The organism is Cohaesibacter gelatinilyticus, assembly GCF_900215605.1.
Taxonomy (GTDB): Bacteria; Pseudomonadota; Alphaproteobacteria; order Rhizobiales; family Cohaesibacteraceae; genus Cohaesibacter; species Cohaesibacter gelatinilyticus.
Window position 1 is genome coordinate 1 of the sequence record NZ_OBEL01000011.1, and the last position, 15,792, is coordinate 15,792.

Annotated in this window: 33 protein-coding genes and 1 pseudogene; 14 read left to right on the forward strand and 20 right to left on the reverse strand. The window is 50.5% G+C overall.

The features are described 5' to 3' along the window. Window positions 1-308 precede the first annotated feature (308 nt). The 19 genes and pseudogenes from CRO57_RS23870 to CRO57_RS23955 all read right to left on the reverse strand — a co-directional run bounded on the left by CRO57_RS23870 (window position 309) and on the right by CRO57_RS23955 (window position 8,555). Window positions 309-1,322, reverse strand: coding sequence for a tyrosine-type recombinase/integrase (locus CRO57_RS23870; protein ID WP_097156052.1), 1,014 nt, complete (start codon window positions 1,320-1,322; stop codon window positions 309-311). A 14-nt stretch (window positions 1,323-1,336) separates the two neighbouring features. Next, window positions 1,337-1,480: pseudogene (locus CRO57_RS25420) on the reverse strand (helix-turn-helix domain-containing protein); the annotation flags it as partial. Continuing rightward, window positions 1,477-1,674, reverse strand: coding sequence for a hypothetical protein (locus CRO57_RS24845; RefSeq protein ID WP_170956239.1), 198 nt, complete (start codon window positions 1,672-1,674; stop codon window positions 1,477-1,479). The gene CRO57_RS24845 and the pseudogene CRO57_RS25420, both read right to left, overlap by 4 nt. Continuing rightward, a complete protein-coding gene (locus CRO57_RS23880; protein ID WP_097156054.1) occupies window positions 1,659-2,057 on the reverse strand; it encodes a hypothetical protein in 399 nt (132 codons plus the stop codon). Before CRO57_RS23880 ends, CRO57_RS24845 begins: the two co-directional genes overlap by 16 nt. Before the next feature lie 165 nt (window positions 2,058-2,222). After that, window positions 2,223-2,759: a hypothetical protein gene (locus tag CRO57_RS23885; RefSeq protein ID WP_097156055.1), complete on the reverse strand. Its 537-nt coding sequence runs from the start codon at window positions 2,757-2,759 to the stop codon at window positions 2,223-2,225. Beyond that, window positions 2,749-2,970 carry an ImmA/IrrE family metallo-endopeptidase gene (locus CRO57_RS23890; RefSeq protein WP_097156056.1) on the reverse strand — a complete coding sequence of 74 codons (222 nt, stop codon included), beginning with the start codon at window positions 2,968-2,970 and terminating at the stop codon, window positions 2,749-2,751. Before CRO57_RS23890 ends, CRO57_RS23885 begins: the two co-directional genes overlap by 11 nt. Beyond that, entirely contained in the window at window positions 2,967-3,164 is a 198-nt protein-coding gene (locus CRO57_RS23895) for a hypothetical protein (RefSeq protein ID WP_097156057.1), read from the reverse strand. Before CRO57_RS23895 ends, CRO57_RS23890 begins: the two co-directional genes overlap by 4 nt. Continuing rightward, window positions 3,161-3,661 (reverse strand): DNA N-6-adenine-methyltransferase, encoded by a 501-nt coding sequence (locus tag CRO57_RS23900; RefSeq protein WP_097156058.1) that lies wholly within the window; start codon window positions 3,659-3,661, stop codon window positions 3,161-3,163. The genes CRO57_RS23895 and CRO57_RS23900 overlap by 4 nt, the downstream gene beginning before the upstream one ends. Beyond that, entirely contained in the window at window positions 3,662-3,928 is a 267-nt protein-coding gene (locus tag CRO57_RS23905; protein WP_097156059.1) for a hypothetical protein, read from the reverse strand. Next, a complete protein-coding gene (locus tag CRO57_RS23910; protein WP_210201004.1) occupies window positions 3,921-4,310 on the reverse strand; it encodes an HNH endonuclease in 390 nt (129 codons plus the stop codon). Before CRO57_RS23910 ends, CRO57_RS23905 begins: the two co-directional genes overlap by 8 nt. Beyond that, window positions 4,300-4,596 carry a hypothetical protein gene (locus CRO57_RS23915; RefSeq protein WP_097156061.1) on the reverse strand — a complete coding sequence of 99 codons (297 nt, stop codon included), beginning with the start codon at window positions 4,594-4,596 and terminating at the stop codon, window positions 4,300-4,302. The genes CRO57_RS23910 and CRO57_RS23915 overlap by 11 nt, the downstream gene beginning before the upstream one ends. 1 nt (window position 4,597) lies before the next feature. After that, complete coding sequence (locus CRO57_RS23920; protein ID WP_097156062.1) at window positions 4,598-5,023, reverse strand: Lar family restriction alleviation protein; 426 nt, start codon at window positions 5,021-5,023, stop codon at window positions 4,598-4,600. Then, window positions 5,023-5,508, reverse strand: coding sequence for a hypothetical protein (locus tag CRO57_RS23925; RefSeq protein WP_097156063.1), 486 nt, complete (start codon window positions 5,506-5,508; stop codon window positions 5,023-5,025). Before CRO57_RS23925 ends, CRO57_RS23920 begins: the two co-directional genes overlap by 1 nt. A 2-nt stretch (window positions 5,509-5,510) precedes the next feature. Then, on the reverse strand, window positions 5,511-6,161 hold the full coding sequence (locus tag CRO57_RS23930; RefSeq protein WP_097156064.1) for an ERF family protein: 651 nt from the start codon (window positions 6,159-6,161) through the stop codon (window positions 5,511-5,513). A gap of 1 nt (window position 6,162) precedes the next feature. Continuing rightward, window positions 6,163-7,023 (reverse strand): hypothetical protein, encoded by an 861-nt coding sequence (locus CRO57_RS23935; protein ID WP_097156065.1) that lies wholly within the window; start codon window positions 7,021-7,023, stop codon window positions 6,163-6,165. Between the two features lie 90 nt (window positions 7,024-7,113). Continuing rightward, complete coding sequence (locus tag CRO57_RS23940; RefSeq protein WP_097156066.1) at window positions 7,114-7,329, reverse strand: hypothetical protein; 216 nt, start codon at window positions 7,327-7,329, stop codon at window positions 7,114-7,116. Between the two features lie 134 nt (window positions 7,330-7,463). Then, window positions 7,464-7,679, reverse strand: coding sequence for a hypothetical protein (locus CRO57_RS23945; RefSeq protein ID WP_097156067.1), 216 nt, complete (start codon window positions 7,677-7,679; stop codon window positions 7,464-7,466). Window positions 7,680-7,690: 11 nt separating this feature from the next. After that, entirely contained in the window at window positions 7,691-8,068 is a 378-nt protein-coding gene (locus CRO57_RS23950) for a hypothetical protein (protein WP_097156068.1), read from the reverse strand. Window positions 8,069-8,315: 247 nt separating this feature from the next. Then, on the reverse strand, window positions 8,316-8,555 hold the full coding sequence (locus CRO57_RS23955) for a hypothetical protein (protein WP_097156069.1): 240 nt from the start codon (window positions 8,553-8,555) through the stop codon (window positions 8,316-8,318). Window positions 8,556-8,784: 229 nt separating this feature from the next. On the opposite strand from CRO57_RS23955, the gene CRO57_RS23960 reads away from it, so the two are divergent. Beyond that, window positions 8,785-8,997, forward strand: a complete 213-nt coding sequence (locus CRO57_RS23960) for a hypothetical protein (protein WP_097156070.1) — start codon at window positions 8,785-8,787, stop codon at window positions 8,995-8,997. A 14-nt stretch (window positions 8,998-9,011) separates the two neighbouring features. On the opposite strand, the gene CRO57_RS23965 is transcribed toward CRO57_RS23960, so the two are convergent. Next, window positions 9,012-9,755 (reverse strand): LexA family protein, encoded by a 744-nt coding sequence (locus tag CRO57_RS23965; RefSeq protein WP_097156071.1) that lies wholly within the window; start codon window positions 9,753-9,755, stop codon window positions 9,012-9,014. A 95-nt stretch (window positions 9,756-9,850) separates the two neighbouring features. Between CRO57_RS23965 and CRO57_RS24850 the strand changes: the two genes are divergently transcribed. The 13 genes from CRO57_RS24850 (at window position 9,851) to CRO57_RS24020 (ending at window position 15,785) form a co-directional block, all read left to right on the forward strand. Continuing rightward, window positions 9,851-10,051 (forward strand): carph-isopro domain-containing protein, encoded by a 201-nt coding sequence (locus CRO57_RS24850; protein WP_425291303.1) that lies wholly within the window; start codon window positions 9,851-9,853, stop codon window positions 10,049-10,051. A 9-nt stretch (window positions 10,052-10,060) separates the two neighbouring features. Next, window positions 10,061-10,222, forward strand: a complete 162-nt coding sequence (locus CRO57_RS24855; RefSeq protein ID WP_170956241.1) for a hypothetical protein — start codon at window positions 10,061-10,063, stop codon at window positions 10,220-10,222. 3 nt (window positions 10,223-10,225) lie between these two features. Next, complete coding sequence (locus CRO57_RS25280; RefSeq protein ID WP_280176213.1) at window positions 10,226-10,348, forward strand: hypothetical protein; 123 nt, start codon at window positions 10,226-10,228, stop codon at window positions 10,346-10,348. Window positions 10,349-10,676: 328 nt separating this feature from the next. Then, window positions 10,677-11,105 carry a hypothetical protein gene (locus CRO57_RS23970; RefSeq protein ID WP_097156072.1) on the forward strand — a complete coding sequence of 143 codons (429 nt, stop codon included), beginning with the start codon at window positions 10,677-10,679 and terminating at the stop codon, window positions 11,103-11,105. Window positions 11,106-11,282: 177 nt separating this feature from the next. Further along, the gene (locus CRO57_RS24440; protein ID WP_141401329.1) at window positions 11,283-11,552 is read left to right on the forward strand and encodes a hypothetical protein; all 270 of its coding nucleotides are present in this window, start codon (window positions 11,283-11,285) and stop codon (window positions 11,550-11,552) included. Between the two features lies 1 nt (window position 11,553). Next, entirely contained in the window at window positions 11,554-12,378 is an 825-nt protein-coding gene (locus tag CRO57_RS25040; RefSeq protein WP_210201005.1) for a hypothetical protein, read from the forward strand. Then, entirely contained in the window at window positions 12,375-13,103 is a 729-nt protein-coding gene (locus CRO57_RS23985; protein ID WP_097156074.1) for a hypothetical protein, read from the forward strand. The genes CRO57_RS25040 and CRO57_RS23985 overlap by 4 nt, the downstream gene beginning before the upstream one ends. Before the next feature lies 1 nt (window position 13,104). Next, on the forward strand, window positions 13,105-13,368 hold the full coding sequence (locus CRO57_RS23990; RefSeq protein ID WP_097156075.1) for a DUF2312 domain-containing protein: 264 nt from the start codon (window positions 13,105-13,107) through the stop codon (window positions 13,366-13,368). Next, window positions 13,368-13,835: a single-stranded DNA-binding protein gene (ssb, locus tag CRO57_RS23995; RefSeq protein ID WP_097156076.1), complete on the forward strand. Its 468-nt coding sequence runs from the start codon at window positions 13,368-13,370 to the stop codon at window positions 13,833-13,835. The genes CRO57_RS23990 and ssb overlap by 1 nt, the downstream gene beginning before the upstream one ends. 219 nt (window positions 13,836-14,054) lie before the next feature. Beyond that, a complete protein-coding gene (locus CRO57_RS24005) occupies window positions 14,055-14,417 on the forward strand; it encodes a hypothetical protein (protein WP_097156078.1) in 363 nt (120 codons plus the stop codon). 257 nt (window positions 14,418-14,674) lie between these two features. Further along, window positions 14,675-15,292: a KilA-N domain-containing protein gene (locus CRO57_RS24010; protein WP_170956242.1), complete on the forward strand. Its 618-nt coding sequence runs from the start codon at window positions 14,675-14,677 to the stop codon at window positions 15,290-15,292. Further along, window positions 15,292-15,594, forward strand: a complete 303-nt coding sequence (locus tag CRO57_RS24015; RefSeq protein WP_097156080.1) for a hypothetical protein — start codon at window positions 15,292-15,294, stop codon at window positions 15,592-15,594. The genes CRO57_RS24010 and CRO57_RS24015 overlap by 1 nt, the downstream gene beginning before the upstream one ends. Beyond that, complete coding sequence (locus tag CRO57_RS24020; protein WP_097156081.1) at window positions 15,591-15,785, forward strand: hypothetical protein; 195 nt, start codon at window positions 15,591-15,593, stop codon at window positions 15,783-15,785. The genes CRO57_RS24015 and CRO57_RS24020 overlap by 4 nt, the downstream gene beginning before the upstream one ends. Window positions 15,786-15,792 lie beyond the last annotated feature (7 nt).

Here is a 15,792-nt window from a genome sequence, read left to right on the forward strand (position 1 = left end):
CTCATAACGGTCTGGTTGGGGGTTCAAGTCCCTCCGGGCCTACCATTCTTTTCAATAACTTAGCTAGAAAAATGCGGATGGCTTGCGGGTTCAATTGAACCTGTTTTAGATTGTTGGTGGTTTATCTAGTGGCTTCCAGTGTGTTGGCTCAGGGCTCCAGCAAACAGGTTGCCCACAATCACTGCTGAATAAAAGCTCATCACCTGCAACTTCAATAGAGCAGCTGTAATATGCGCTTGGTGGCTCGAAAGCCAAGAACCAGCTCTTATCTTTCGGCGCGGTTGCGATTGGGCGCCATGTGTTATCATTCATCCTGTTACCTTTCTTACGCTTGTGAAATCCAGTATGTCCGCTTCTTGCCTTAGATGGTCTGGCGCATAACGGGCATAGACTTTTTCGGTTACTGATGTGTTGGAGTGACCCAGATATTGGCTTATCTTGGTCATTTCGATTCCTGCCCCTGCCAAATGAACGGCGGCGGTATGGCGCAATGTGTGAGGCGTTACCCCTTCCAGCTCAGCCAGTTTGCAGGCTTTCTTAAAGCCCGTCTTTATGCATTTGATCGGCTGTCCATTCCACTCGATCACATAGTCGGATAGTGCGCCGGTCTTTGCATGTTGCAGGGCCGCTCTTGCTCCGGCATTCATGGGCACCGTTGCGCGCCCTTTCCTTGGGCCTTCTGCGTCCACCTTCAGATTGATGTGGCCTTGCTCGAAGTCAACGCGATCCCAAGTCAGCTCCAACAAAGCGGTGATTCTGCTTGCCGTTGACAGCAAGAGAATGATTGCCAGCTTGATATGGTGCGTCTGGGCTGCATCGATAAGCTTCTGACATTCGGCTTGTGTCAAGAAGCGGTCTTTTGGCGCTGGCTTTGGTGGCCGCTCGATGGGTGGTGCATGTCTAATGATATCATGCTTCTTTGCCCAATTCAGAACTGTGCGCAAATGGCCTAGCTCTGTCCAAATCGTCCCGTCTTTTATTCCCGCCTCTCTTCTTTGCTTGATATGCTTGCGGCAATCGTCTGTTGACACCTTGTCAGCCTTGATATGACCAAAGCTTGTTTCCATCACCTTCCATTCGGACTTCATGGCATCGACAACGCGCCTACCGGTCTTTTCCTTGCTATAAGCTTCCCATAGCTCTGCTACGGTCGGATCTGCCTTGAGGCTGGATTCTCGCTTGAATTGTTCCAGCCTTGCTAGTGCCTCTTTCCTGCTTTCTTTTTCATGCGTGCCAAACAGCCGATATCGGCGGCGGGTTCCGCCTTCTCGCCATTGGACGACATATCGTCCTCTGAGTGTTCCAAGTTTGTATTCTGGCATTCGTACCTCCTGACAGCCTCTTGAGAAATACGGACAAGCTTTCCGCCTACACGGAAATGAGGCAACTCGTTTTTTCCGCAAAGGTTGCGAATATGGCTTTCAGAGCAGCCCCAACGGGCGGCAAGTGTTTTGGTGGTAAAGGGTTTCCCAGTTATCAAGAGGGGCCTCCTGTACTTGCTTCGACAAGCAGAGCAATGCCTGCAAGTGATGGGATGAGGCCAACCAAGGAGGACGCTAGCGCCATTCTCACACCGAGACGATCCCCCATCTTGTATGATTTCCATGCTTCCAGCCACAGATAAATAGTGCCCCAATAGAAAGGCACAAACAGTATTATTAATCCGACTGCCATCGTCTTGCCTCCTGAATAATAACGTGCCGTGCTTCCAGATCGTTGCGGTGCTGGTAGAGTGCTTGTGCTATTGCGACTATATCCCGCCACTCGAAACCGTGTGCTTTCCAGAACTCAATCTCATTCATGGAATGCTGTTCCCGGTGCTTTGCTGGTGACAAAGGGACCACATAGGCATCGTCCGGCTTTTCCTGCATGCCGGTGTCCCGCTTGCCCAATCCAAGGCAACCAGATCGCAAATGAGCGGCTTCTACAGGCCATACACCAGTAAGGATGCAGGGTAGCTCACGAATGGCAACGAGATTATCCTTGTTGCACTTTCTTGGCCTTTTACGCTGGCCTTTCATGATCGGGCTGGGGAGAGGTGCTATTCTGCTACTCATTGCGCAATTCCTCTTGTAATAGCCTTGTGGTAAGCGCTTGCAGCTCTTTTCTACGGTCTGGATATCCAAACTTAGGTTGAAGCAAGATTCGGGCGCGCTTGATTTTCAGGGCCTCTATCTCGCTTGGGTAGGGATAGGGGTGGCCGGTTGGGATTGCTGGCTGCATCACTGGCCCTCCCTGTCAAAGTGCTTTGCCAATTCAGCACGATAGTGCTTGTCTGCTGCTATCACTGCCTCATCAAAATCCGCTTCGTTTACCGATATGAAGTGAGTAGCGTATTCAGTCACAAACTCCCAACGCAGTAAATCTGAGGTTTTGCGTAAGACAATCGGCAAGCCTTTTGCTTTGTAGGTAGGTCTGCCCCATCTAACGCTTTCATCAATCCACTCAAGAGGCTTTGCAAGACTGGCAATGGCCATTGGCGAAATATCATCCTTATGGCCAGATCCACCACATGCAGGGCATGCAATCTCTGAATCTCTGATAAAGCTATCTTCCGGGGCTTCATGCTCTACGAATGCATTTGACAGATCTGGAAGAGGTTTATCTGATACAGTTCTTTTTGGAATGATCAGGTGATCTTCCTCTATGGCTTTCAGAACAAACTCTATCGCATCAGTGCAAGTCTCCATTTCCGGATCTTGGGCAAACTCAGCCATGCCTTTCGCAATGCGCTCTATCAGGGCTTCTCTATCTCTCATCTCCCAGCTCCTTCGCATTGAAGTGCAGGTCAACCAAGCGCCCAGCCATAACATTCACTGGCACTTGATACTTTTTGGCGAGCTTGGCTACGGCAACCTCATCGCAAACGTCGATACCATCCTGCCCGATATCCTCTCTCAGAAAGGCCTCAGGCATTAGTAGTTCCATTGCGAAGGCGTTAGCCTCTTTTTCAATTACAGCTCCTCTCATTGCTCGCAGCCCTCCTGACAGGCTTGGAAGAAGGGAAGAGCAACACTTTCCCGATTGTGTGGAAAATCATGAAGGTCTTGCCCGTCGACCAAGACAAAATACTCAAGCGGGTAATACTCGCTTCGATCCTCTCGTTTGCGCTCATCCACCTGAACCAGTTTTCCTGACTTGGTTGTTGCCTCTGCTATGATCATGACTGGCCTCCTTTCTTCGAAGGTTCGAGCAACACGCCCAAGCAAGCAGCAGAATGCAGCGCATCTGTTGCTTCTTGCCCTAGAGCCATAAGCACGGTTCCAGATCCGGGTTGCTCACCCAATGAGCCATCCGGCCTCTCAAACTTCACCTTTGGGCTGACAAACAGGATTGCTTCCGATTTTGGGGCAAATTCTTGCCACCATGGGGCGCTTGTTCTATCCGGCATGAGAGCTATTCCATCGCCATGCTCAAAAAACTTAGTGAGCCATTTTCGCTTAGTAGACTGGTGGCCGAAAGGCGGGTTCATCCAGACAGTTCCGTACCACCGCTGGGCCAAGCCATTGTCTTGCTTGGTGTAGAAGTCTACCGCTGGTACATAGCGCGGCCCTTCAGCAGGGCTAGCAACATCCAAATCAAACTGAATGTTCAAAGCATCAAAGATGTACTTAGGCGTGTACCAGTCGTCACTTTTCCCGCATGTCTCATATGCACCCATCTACACGCCCTCCCCATCTGGAAAAGCATGAGGGGCTGGCGGTATAGGTAGCCAGTGAGTGACGATTTCAGGGCTTTCGCTCGGTCCCCAAACAGGCATCGCGGAAAAGGTATCAATCCATGTCTCTATGTCCACGGCCATTCCATCGGTCATGCCCCACTGAACATTGGGCATACGAGACGTACCCCAAAGCAGAACATCAATAACCGTTCCATCCTTGGGGGCTGTTTCAATCGGTCTCCACTCGATGTTGCTATTCTCAGCCATGAGAGGACTCCATAGTTTCAAAGTAGAAAGTCACTTTCACTCCGTTGACCGTGATCAGGCCAAAGCGCTCTGCATTGCGGAAGTTGACGCTTGCCTTCCTTGCCAGCTCGACTTGCCTTTGCAGTAGCTCCCTGAACTCCTCAACGCTGTGAGTGGACTTGTAGAGATTGCACTTTGAGCAGGCAGGAACCTTGTTGTCCTCACGCTCTCGCTCAGGCTTCCATGCTTGGTCTGGGCAGTCAGGATTTTTCCTAGCCAGCTCAGTAACTCGAATGACCGGCTCAACATGATCTGCATGCCAGCCCTTCTCAGGGAGATCATTGCCGCAATACCAGCACTTGCCGCCCGTCTTATCCCAAATCCTCTTACGCTTAGGAGTCATGCTCATCTCCCATCAGGTCAACAGTGGAGACAGGAGGAAGGCCAAGCGTCTCGTCGCCTTCGAGGTAAAGCCGGATAATGACTGCAACTGTCTGGACCAGCTCACCGCGAACAGCTTCAAGGCTTCCCTTGCCTTCAATGCATTTGTTTGCTGCCTGGATAGCTTCTCCGCATTCTTCAGCCAGTTTCGGGATAGGAGGGATTTTGCACGGCTGCGGGTATTCCAGAACCGCGCATGTTGCCTCCATTATGGCATCATCAAAGAATTTCGATAACTTGGATTCCATCTTACTGCCCTCCCTTGGAGAGAGCGCCGTCTGCTTCGTCAAGGATCTGAGAAATCGATAGCGTCCCGTATTCAGCCCAATCATCTGAAAACTTGATTTTGTGTTCTTTATCGTAGTCTGTTGCCAGTAGATTGAGCGCTGCGGAATTCTTCTCCAAAACCTCACGCAAGCGCTTATTCTCTGCTTCCAGATTGGCTATGCGAGTATCTTTGTTGTTTTCTAATGGGCGATTGTTCCAAAGGTCGCGAACTTCTTGAAATAGAAGGCCGCAATCATTCCCATGGCTAGCGTACTTTTCACCAGACTTTGCGCCGCATGACCCGCATTTGATTGAGTAAAATATGCCCGTGTCATCTGGGCAGTGATCTCGGCTAATATGCCCTTTGCCGCCACAGAACGGGCAGGCCTTGATTTCAATCTCACTCATCACGTCAGCTCCTTATATTCAGTATCAATCAAATTACGTATCCAGCCTTCGACCTGTTGGGCGGACTGGTAGAATTGTTTTGACCCCATTTCCGATATTCTTTGTGTCATCGGGGCGTAGATTTTCACGACATTTTCACTTGCAATCACGATGGAATATTCATGTATGCTTCTGATCAGAGCAGCGGTGCGTTGTGCCTCTGCCTTGGTCTTGCAGACATGCACTTGTTCGGTGCAAAACCCTGTTTCTACCAAGCCTCGTTTGCGCAAATGCTCGCTTGTTGGGTAGTCGTGCATCATGCGTTCTGGCAGATTGTGCCAAAGCTCATTGACCACCGCGAAAAATCGGCTATGGGCTGCTTGTGATCTGGCATCTATTACATCCACTGCATAGACCCGGTTTGCCTCAAAGCTTTCCTGGCATTTTGCCTCTGTATGGCTTGTTGGCTCCAACGCTTCTCCATTCCATCGCATTGCTATTGTCATGGCTATCTCTGCGGGTTATCCGGGTTCTCGAAAAGCTCTTCGCCATTCTCGCCATAGTCTGCCTTGTCCAGCTCATCACGGCGGGTTTCCATTCGGTCCTTGATGGCAAGAATCCACTTCACGGGAAGGATAGAGAGAGGGCCGCGCAACTCATCATCAATCCTGTCCAGTTTCTTATGGTCAGCTTCGTCAATCTCGGCTTGAAGGAACTTTACGTTCAATACCTGGTTTGCGCGGCTGGATGAGAGACGGGCAACACTGGCGCCTTGATAATCGCTGTCATCAACAGAGCTGATCCCAAGGGCAATAGAGGCCGCATAGCGCCGGGCATAAGTGGTTGCTGCGCCTTTTATTTGAGGCTTTTCTTTGACATCGCAAACAGGATAATCAGATGACTCGCTAGCCCCTGATAGATGGGCAACAGTCGTCACGACAATCAACATGCCATCACTTATTTTGGTTTTTTGGAACAGTACCAAACCCAGCTCAGGCATTGCATCCCGCGCCACATTCAAAACATCCACCAAGTCAGCATATTTGAATGAATATTGACCAGCGTTTGCAGTTTTTGTTTTCTCCGGGTCTTTGACGACCTTTTGTAGTTTTGCCAATGCAGCATAAAGTTGGCTTGTCGCGTCTGCCTGTTCAGTCATATCAATTCCCCTCAATAGCTTCTAACTCAGCTCTCAGCTTTGCCTTGTGTTCTTCGGCTAGAGTGGCATCGTTAACCATTTTCATTTTTTGGATATCGTCTGGGATGCAAAGGGCAGGGTGCGCTTTGACCCATTGCAGCAACGTACCGAAATTAAGATCAGTGCCTGTTGTCCAGCTTGCGGTTTCAAAATCTGGGGCTTTCCGGAATTGCTCACATGCAGAGTCAAATTCTTCCTTAATCACCGCGTTGCGCTCGTCTTCGGTATCAAAAAACCGGAAAGGACTTCCGTAAGTGTCCCGTGCGTATTCTTCTTTGATCCACTTTTGACCGCTTTCGAAATTTCCGGAGTGGATTGAAAGAAATCTCATGTCTCGCATATCGGGGATCTGCGGTATTTCCCTTCCCCTGTGATAAGGATTTTGTCTCACCGAGAGCGGGTATAAAATCTCCCCATCAAGAAGCTTGCCAAGATCAATCATTACGCGATGACTTTTCATCCATTTTTCAAGATCGCGTTTAGCGGCGGCAAGTTCTTGCTCGGCTTTAGATTGTTCGCGTTTCAAATCTGCGACTACCTGCCTCGCGTCTTTTCGCAGCTCTTCTAGCTCTGCTTTTTTTGCTTCAAGTTCAGCATCGACAACAGCAACAGGTGGAGAATTAAAAAGGTCATCGGCAGGCATGGTGACAAGGTAGCTAGCAGGCTCGGTAAACTCGTCCTCATAGACCTCACCTTCATAACCGCGTGTCTGGCCCAAGATCTTAACCATTGGGCGAACGTAAGCTGTCTGATCAACGATGTGGTCTACGACAAATTCAGTTCCGGTTTTGTCGAAATATGCTTGGTTGCTTTGCTTTGCCATATCAATTACCTGCGGTAAAAACGGAAATCCATGTGTAGAGCATGGTCATGAAGGTGATGAGAGAGCCGAGGGCTAGAAGGTCACGAATGATCATGATGAACCTCGCTCTTTCAACATTGCGTCGGCAACTTGATATGAGATCGAGGCAATGCCCATTTCATCCGCTTGCTCGCTCTTCAACCCTAGACCCAGCACAGCCACCAAAGCTTGCCCCGCAAACCAATCGCGCAAGGTCATCCCGCTTGCATGCGTCTCTGGATTGTGGTGAGGCGGAAATGCTGGGCCACCGTCATCTATCTTGGTCATATTGTCCCTTTCTGGCGGTCCTGCTGTTCTTGGCTCTACAGGACCGCCTTTTCTACGGGGAGTGAATTGGTTTCCCCGACAAGGCTGGTTGTCTCAGGAGTGCGGTTAGGGTGAATGCCTTGCCGGGGAATGGGTTATTCGACCTCTTCAAACAGGTTGACTTCAACGTCAGTGAAGTCGCGGAATGTTGCGGATTTGGGCAGGTTTTCTAGGGCTGCCGTTTCTCCGAAGAGGCCGATTTCAAAGGTTGAGCCGTCATCGCAAGTGATTGCTAGTGTCCGAGAACCTGAATTATTCAAGTCACACCCAACAAGCTCGACGCTGGTGACGTTGTGTACGTTTGTTGTCATGAGCATCTCTCTTACTCCGCTGCTTCTAGGCCTAAATCATGGGCTGTCAGGCGATGTTCTGCGTATGGGTCGCTGTTGCCGCCCATTTCCTTGGCTGCTTTCTCCATGTCTGTCAGAAAGCGCTCGTCAATTTCGGCTTGCAGGTTGTCTTTCCAGTCGCCAGCCTCGGCCATGCTTCCACAGCCCGTCATGTCAACGGTCACACCAGCCACATCAGCAATCACTTCAATGTGCAGGTCATTCAGAACACGCATGAGAGCGATATTCTCTTCTGCTGTGTCTGCCTTGCTGCTGTTGATGTTGTGGACACCATCAAGACCTTTGCCCTCAAGGGCTTCAAGGATCTTTGCTGCATGATCTTCAACAATCTTTCTGGTGCCGTTTTTCATCTTCCATCTCCGCTAAGTATGAGCCTTTTGTGTTCATGCTCAGGAACCGTTTTCAGTGTCGTATGCAAAAATCTGCGCGCCCCGCGCTGCGGTCTACATATCAACTCTCCTACTTGGGTTCGTCGTTCGTTGATGAAAGTATATTACACATATCGTAATTTATAAGTCAATCAAAAAATAACAGTAATCGTAATTTTATTTTTAGACAAAGAAAAACCCGCCAAACTGAATCGGCGGGTTTAGTGGATTATTCTGCGGCGATAGCAAGGAGTCGGGAGGCAGCTTCCTTGGAGCCTATATGAACCTCTTCCCGGAAAATCTCACCCAATCGGTGGGTGTTGGTTCCGAGATGTTGGGCGACGATATTGTATTTGACGCCCTTCATGCGCATTAGATGCGCGGTTACCGCTTCGTCAAAATTAAGCGACTTGCGCTCGACTTCAACATCATTTAGTTCTACCCCTGTCAACGGGTGGATTATAGCCATATGCTGGCCTTTCTTTTTGAAAAGAGCCAGCGAGGCATTGACGCCTCCCACAAAATCCGTCAGGATAGTGTGGTGAATTCACGACGCAGCCTAGCTGACTGCTGTTGGTTTAAAGCCGGTACATCTAACCATGTACCGGCTTTTATTTTGCCTGATTCGCAAGTAGACTCCAAGAGACTAGATCTGGCTGTGTTTTTGTTCTGTTCTAGTCTTAATTAGGAGAAGTCTTATGCTTGAACAAATTCACGTTGCCATCCTGAAGGGCGATAAAATGTTTTTTGCGCAATGCCTTGAGGTTGATATAGCCGCACAAGGCAAAACGTCAGAAGAGGCTATGGGCAACCTAGTGCATGTGTTCCGTTGCGAATTGGCAGAAGCGGGCAAAAACGGTCGCTCGATCATGGATATTGGGCCTGCCCCAGATACTTGGGGCAATTGCTGAATTAGCAAGTGGAATCAAGGCTTGCGATTGATTCCTATCACCTTGGCCAGAACCCGGATCTCATCATCGCAATCATCATGTGTGAAATCTGCAACCTTCAAGGGCTTCTGGAAATCTGGATGATTGCTTTCCGGGCAAAGTTCCCAGCCATCCGCGCCTTGCCTGATGCGCTTGGCCGTGTTCTCAATCATCTGGCCTTGAAATTTGGTGTGCTGGATGATGACCAGTTCGCCTTCCAATATATCCCAAGCCCCGCCATTGATATGGCTCACGCAGTGCAGGGTTGATCCTTCTGGCGCTATCAGATTCAAGCTATGACCAACCACACGCAAGGCGAATTGCTGGTCTTCCGGGTAGCCTGGTACGGTCACCAGATCGGCAAATTCATTCAGACCTTCGACGCCTTGATAAAGCTCATCTACTTGTTTCCAGACGCCCGCAGCCACTTCGCCACGGATGGGAATCAGGCTTTTCTTGTTCTGTACAGGTTCCAGCCCAACCATCTCAACGACCGCACCGCCAATTTCTTTAATCTGATCAACGGATGCGTTGGGATCGGACAGCATCGATAAAACTTGCATTGGGTCCATTTCCAGAAATTCGGCAAATGGCATTATTTCATTGCTCTGAAGCTGCCGGTTGCCTTTTGACAATTCTGTCATGCGGGCAGGGGCAACCCCAAGATGCTCAGATAAAGCACCTTTGGTTTTGCCGAGGCTTTTCAAGCGTTTTCCAATCCAATCTCTCATGGCGGGCATTATCGTAATTGCCTTATTCCCTGTAACTGACGAAAAGCGGAATTTATTTTATTTTTTGCCTTGATTAAAATTACGATATGTGTAATTTATAGACTATGAAAAACGTTCGGAACATTGTTGAACGGTTCGGAGGCTTGTCGGCGATGGCCAGAGCCTTGGGCCACAAGCACCCAACGACGATACAGGGATGGCGGGATAAAGACCGCATTCCACACTGGCGATGGGATGAAGTGAAAAAGGCAGCGCGCCGCAAGAAGATCAAGATTTCCGATCTTTTTGCCGAGCCAGCCGAATAGGAGCGCAGCATGAAGAGATTTTTGATTGATGCCCTGATCATCGGCGTCTGTTTTGCGGCTTTGGCTGTCTATGGCTGGGATGATCTTGGTGACTATCTCTCTGAGCTTGGTGCGCTTCCAGACACGTTTTGCGAAGAGCGCGGCTATGTCCTCCAAAGCATTGGAGAGTGAGAGATGGATATCGCATTTCGTGAATTGTTTGTTCTCGTCTGCCAATCCGTTGGCGCTCTGACCCTTGTGGCGGTGGTGATCATTCTTGCCCATGCGTTTCAAGTTCATCGCGAACAAAACAAGTAATTCCTTTTGGTTGGTGGGTGGCGGACCATTCTTCGGCCTAACAGGCGGTCATGGCTCACCAATCAACACACAGACAGGGTTTACCCTTCGAGGCTTCCTCCTGCTTCGTCGCTGTCTGTGAGGGTCTACCAGGGCGTTTGGTAGACCCGCTTATCTCCCGAACTTGCGCGAAAGGGAAAGGCGCAAGCGACTTGGGGGCAGACCACAACACAAGATCTGCCCCCATTTTTTGACCAGCCAGAAAGCCGTTGCGGCGGTGCTTTCTGACCTGATGAGAATTTAAGACAGGCCGGTCCAAAAGGCATCTTGAAGATTAAGGAATATTTCAATGCGCGTTTTTGAAGAGAAGATATATCGCGGCTTGAAAGCGGCCACATTAGACCTTGTTGACGCGTTTGGATTTCTGAAAAGGGCTGCTGCGGCAAGCCGTGTTTCCTTGCAAATGCTAGCGACCTATTACAGCCCACACCACCCACAGACCTTCATGCCTATTGATGTGATGATCGATCTGATGCGGAAGTCTGGCGACCTGTCCCCGCTCGAATATATCGCGGGACTGTTTGAGAAGGAACTGACCGACAAGCCTACAGGCGAAGCAGGATCACACGAAGAACGCACCCGCCAAGCCATCAAGGAAATGGGTGAAGCCATTGCAGAGATAGCAAAAGGTGAGAGTGAACCAGCCATGCTGAAAGAGCTTGAAGAGGCCCAGCAAGCCATTGCGAACCTGCTGAAGACAAAGAAGGCGGGAGAGTGAGGGTAAACCACGAAAAGCGCCTGACGCGCAACGCCAAAGGCAACCGCCTCAAACATATGTGCATGGCCGATGGTTGTGAGAAGTGGGGATCTTTCGGGGTCCAAGTGAATTTCAAATATCGCAAGCCCGGCCTTTGGTTCTGTGGGCAGCATTTGAGAGAATGGAAGGAGATGGAAAGTGAAAGAGAACAGTCATCCAAAGCACGTTCTTAGAGCGCTTGAGCGTCTTAAAAACGGCAACACATTGCGCCGCTCTTACTCCACTTCCGAGGAAGCCCAAATTAGGGGCGGTGGGTATCTATACAGCCTTTATCCGGGTGACCGTAAGTTCCCAACTGTTTCAGGCCGCTACATCGTGGAGCATGGCCTTGTGGAATCCAATAAAGATGGCCTGTTTGGCGATACCCCGCAGACCTTCTCTTTACCTTCTGCGTCTGCCGGAGAGTGAGATGACCAAAGGCACCGTCAATATATCCCGCTCCATCTGGTCTGATGTGGCTTTCAAGAAGCAGCCATTCACTGAACGCGAGGCGTTCATGTGGCTGATCATGGAAGCGTCCTATCTGCCTAGAGAAAAGCGCGTTGGTAGTGTGATTGTGCAGACCTTGAGAGGGCAATGCGCAACCTCTGTCCGGTTTATGGCTGATGCCTGGAATTGGCCAAAATCCACCGTTTCGAGGTTTTTGAAAAGGCTCGAAAACCGGGACATGATCGGGACAGACAGCGGGACAGGTGTAACCCTCGTAACTATCAGTAAATACGACGATTATCAGGCTGAGATAAAGGAAAGTGGGACACCCCGTAAATCAAAAGCGGGACAGCAGCGGGACAGTAGCGGGACAAACTATAAGAAGGGTTTAATAAAGGATAATAATATAACCCCCTCTATATCTCCCCCTGAGAAGCCTAAATCTGATCGCCAATTGTTCGTGGATGCCTTGGTGCCAATGCTTGGGGCAGAGCTGGCAAATGACCTTGCCAAGCATCGCACAAAGCTGAAAGCGTCTAACACACCACGAGCAGCAAGCGGCCTTATCGGCAAGTTGAGCCAATGCCCGAATCCGGTCTTTGCAGCGAATGAGATGATTTTGCGCGGCTGGAAAAGTGTCGAGCCTGAATGGCTGGAAAGAGCGCAAGCTACATCGAAGAACGGCGCGAGCTCCATGGCATCGGCAGCAATTGCCAACCACCAAGCCCGGCAGGAATCCAGCCCGGAGAGTTTCGCTGATATCCCGAACCCCTTTTTGCCTAGACAGGAGGAATTGTACAAATGAAAACCATTGGTGAACTAATCCCCTCCGCCTCCCCTGTCGAGGTGGCAACGGTTGACGCGGAAAGGCAGCAAGAAGTCACACAATGGCTTGCCAGCCGGTCACCCCGCGATATTCCGCAGGTGATGCAGCAGATTGCCAGAAAACACGGCGTCACTTTCAAGACTTACCAAAAGCTGGAATATCCTGAAGGCGGCTTTCGTTCGGTCACGATTGGTTGCAGTATTGGCGGCAAGATCAAAAATGCCAAAGCGGTGGCGGGTGAGATTGATCTGTTGCTCACGCCAATGGCGGAGGGTGGGAAATCTGCCATTGCCACGATAGAGGCTTGGCTTGCAGAGCTGAACAGTATTTGCGCCAGACGCAGCGAAGATCAGACAGGCCAGCGCGTCAGTCTTGCCTCTCTTTCCAGCCGATTGCAGGACTATCCGGTTGATGTGGTGCGCTATGTGCTGCTTGTCAAATCATGGAAATGGTTTCCCACCTGGCATGACCTCAAGGGCGAAGCAGACGCCATTGTGAGTGAACGCAAAGAGCTTGCAAGAGCCTTGCGCAATGCCAAGCCCAAACCGCCAAAGAAACGGCAGATGACCAAGGAAGAGCGCATTGCCCATGCTGATGAGGTGATGAGAGCTTTTCGTGAAGCCAAGGCCGTTAAAAATGACGAAGGACACGAGCAATACCAAGTCCTGACAGAAGACCACAACATTTATGCAAAAGGTGATTGAGATGAACAGCGGAAGAATTGCAGCAGACCAGATACGTGCATTTGTCGAGCGTATTGAACGATTGGAAGACGAAAAGAAAGCTCTTAGCGACGATATCAAGGATGTTTTCGCAGAAGCCAAGAGCAATGGCTATGACGTCAAGGTTTTGCGTCAGGTGATCCGCTTGCGCAAGCAGGACAGCAACGAGCGGCAGGAAATGGAAGCGCTGCTAGACCTGTATCTGCATGCCCTTGGTATGGCCCCAAGCTTCGAGGATGGCGAATAATGCTGAATGAATGTCATTTCATAGGAAATTTGGGGGCTGACCCTGAATCTCGATACACCCAGGCAGGCAAGCAGATTGTCAGTTTTCGCTTGGCAGCTACCGACAAATGGAAAGATCAAGCGTCAGGTGAGCGCAAGGAAAGCACCGAATGGATTAGCGTTTCCATCTTCTCCGAAGGGCTTTGCAAGGTTGCGATGGACTACCTGCACAAGGGTTCCCAGATCTATATCAAAGGCAAGTGGCGCACCAGAAAATGGCAGGACCAATCCGGGCAGGATCGTTATTCGACAGAGCTTGTTCTGTCTGGCCGCGATGGGAAGCTTATGATGCTGGATAGCGGGGAAGGCATGACCGGCGGCGGTCGGCGCACGGCCAGCCCAGATCAAGGCAACCAAGGCGGTGGCTTTGGTGGATCTGGCGGGTTTGGTGGCCCAAGCAATGACATGGATGACGATTTGCCATTCTGAGAGGAGCAAGACCATGGAGAAAAGTGACGGACTATATGCAGAAGACATAGCCAAGTATTGGGAAAAGCGCGGGTTCTACGTGTGTCCTCGGCTTGTGGTTCGTGCGGAAGATGGCGTCTCGCATACGGCTATTGTGACAGACACGATAAACGGTTTGCCGCGCGGGTTCAAAAAGGCGGACCTCTACAAGATCAACCGGGACGAGGTGAGGGGCTGGTGATGACAGATATCGCAGAAGAGAGAATAGTTTTCGCTGTCATGACAAATACGGATCTGACCGAAGGCCGTGGGCATCAATATGTGAAGCATTATTGCTGGCTTAAAGCTACGGCGGTTCGCTTGGCTATCCGTTCATATGTTCAAGGGGCAAATTCGCCTGTCAGAGAGCAGGTTGCTTACCGGATTGGTGGGACATGGTATCTACCGGGCAAAATTGAAAAAGCAACTGAAGCTGACAAGATTGCGCAAGCTTCAATCGATGAAAAACAAGAGGCCGCAGACAAATTTGACAGGGCTGTAGAAGCCGCAATCAAGGCGGGTTTGAGCGAAGAGCATATTCAAGCTCTGAAGGGCCAAGCATGAGCTTGACAATTCCTGCAAATGTGAGCATCTTGGATGAAGCAGCAGCAAAATCTGTTGCGGGGATTGGTCTCCCTTCTATCCGTAGGCGCTCAACCGCGCCACGCATCCATCGTGAGCGTGGTTTTCTTATGGTCGGGCATGTAGGAGCACCTTGTGTGCGCCGCCTCCTACGGGCGGTAAGACCAATCTTGCATTGCCCGACCACCCGGAATTGGTCTTTCGGCGTCGGGCTTGGTTCTATACGTAGGATGCAAGTCATGACTGAATTAGTCTCCCATGCCTTTAACCGTACCCATATCCAGCAACGGCCAGATGACGGCTATCTAAGCGCTACGGCCATGTGCAAGGCGACTGGCAAGCTCTGGGGTAATTACTACCAGAACGATACCACAAAGGCCTATTTGAGCGCTTTGGCAGGGTCCATTGGAATTCCTATAGACCGTCTCGTGGTCAAGATCATGAAGGGTCCAAATGACCAGCGCGGCACATGGGTTCACCCCAAGGTCGCCATTCACCTTGCCCAATGGCTAAGCCCTGAATTCGCTGTCTGGTGCACCAATATCATTCATGACTGGATGGAAGGAAAGCGCGTGGTCGTAAAAGAACACCGACGCAAGGCCCCAGCCCGTAAACTGCCAGACCCTTACACCTTTGCCTCCAACATACCCGTTGCAGATCTTCTCTATAGCGCACAGGGCCATTTAAACGACGCCTTGCGCACCAAGAGCACCACAAAGGCAGAATGGCACACAAGGGTCGCTGCGGGGTGTGTAGGGGCCATGCTGGACAATATGGGCGAAACAGGCCTGCACGTCCTGCATCGCCAGCTAGCCAGCCAGCAACAGACAATCAAACAGATGAAAGGGAAAGTGTGATGGTCTGGCCGTTAAAACTGAAAGAGAACGAAGCCCCAGTTGGCATCAAGAGAATTGACGCCGTGGACCCGCAAGAGGACATAACAGCTATGGAGGCTGCTTTGCTAGCTTCAATGCTCCACAGCATATCAGAGAGAAACCGGGTTGATCTGTGGAGGGATTTTGGCTGCCCAAGATTTGAGAAAATCGACTTTTTCAATAAGCGGCCATCTGGCGCGACGCGTCATATTGTTCTTTTGCTTACTAATGGCGACCTTGTTCGAGGCGATAAGCTCAAGGAACACTTGGAGGCCTTGCAATGACTGACAGGCACCTTTTACCCCCTGACCATCCAGCCCCACCCCACTGCATACCCGCCTATGTCGAAATAGAAGATCTGGAAGCACGGGCGCAAGAGTCTGACTGGACTGGCAATCACGACCAAGCAGACAGACTACGCAAGCAAGCGGATGATCTGAAAGCATCAGGTGATCTATGGTCCCCAACATTTTAGGAGAATG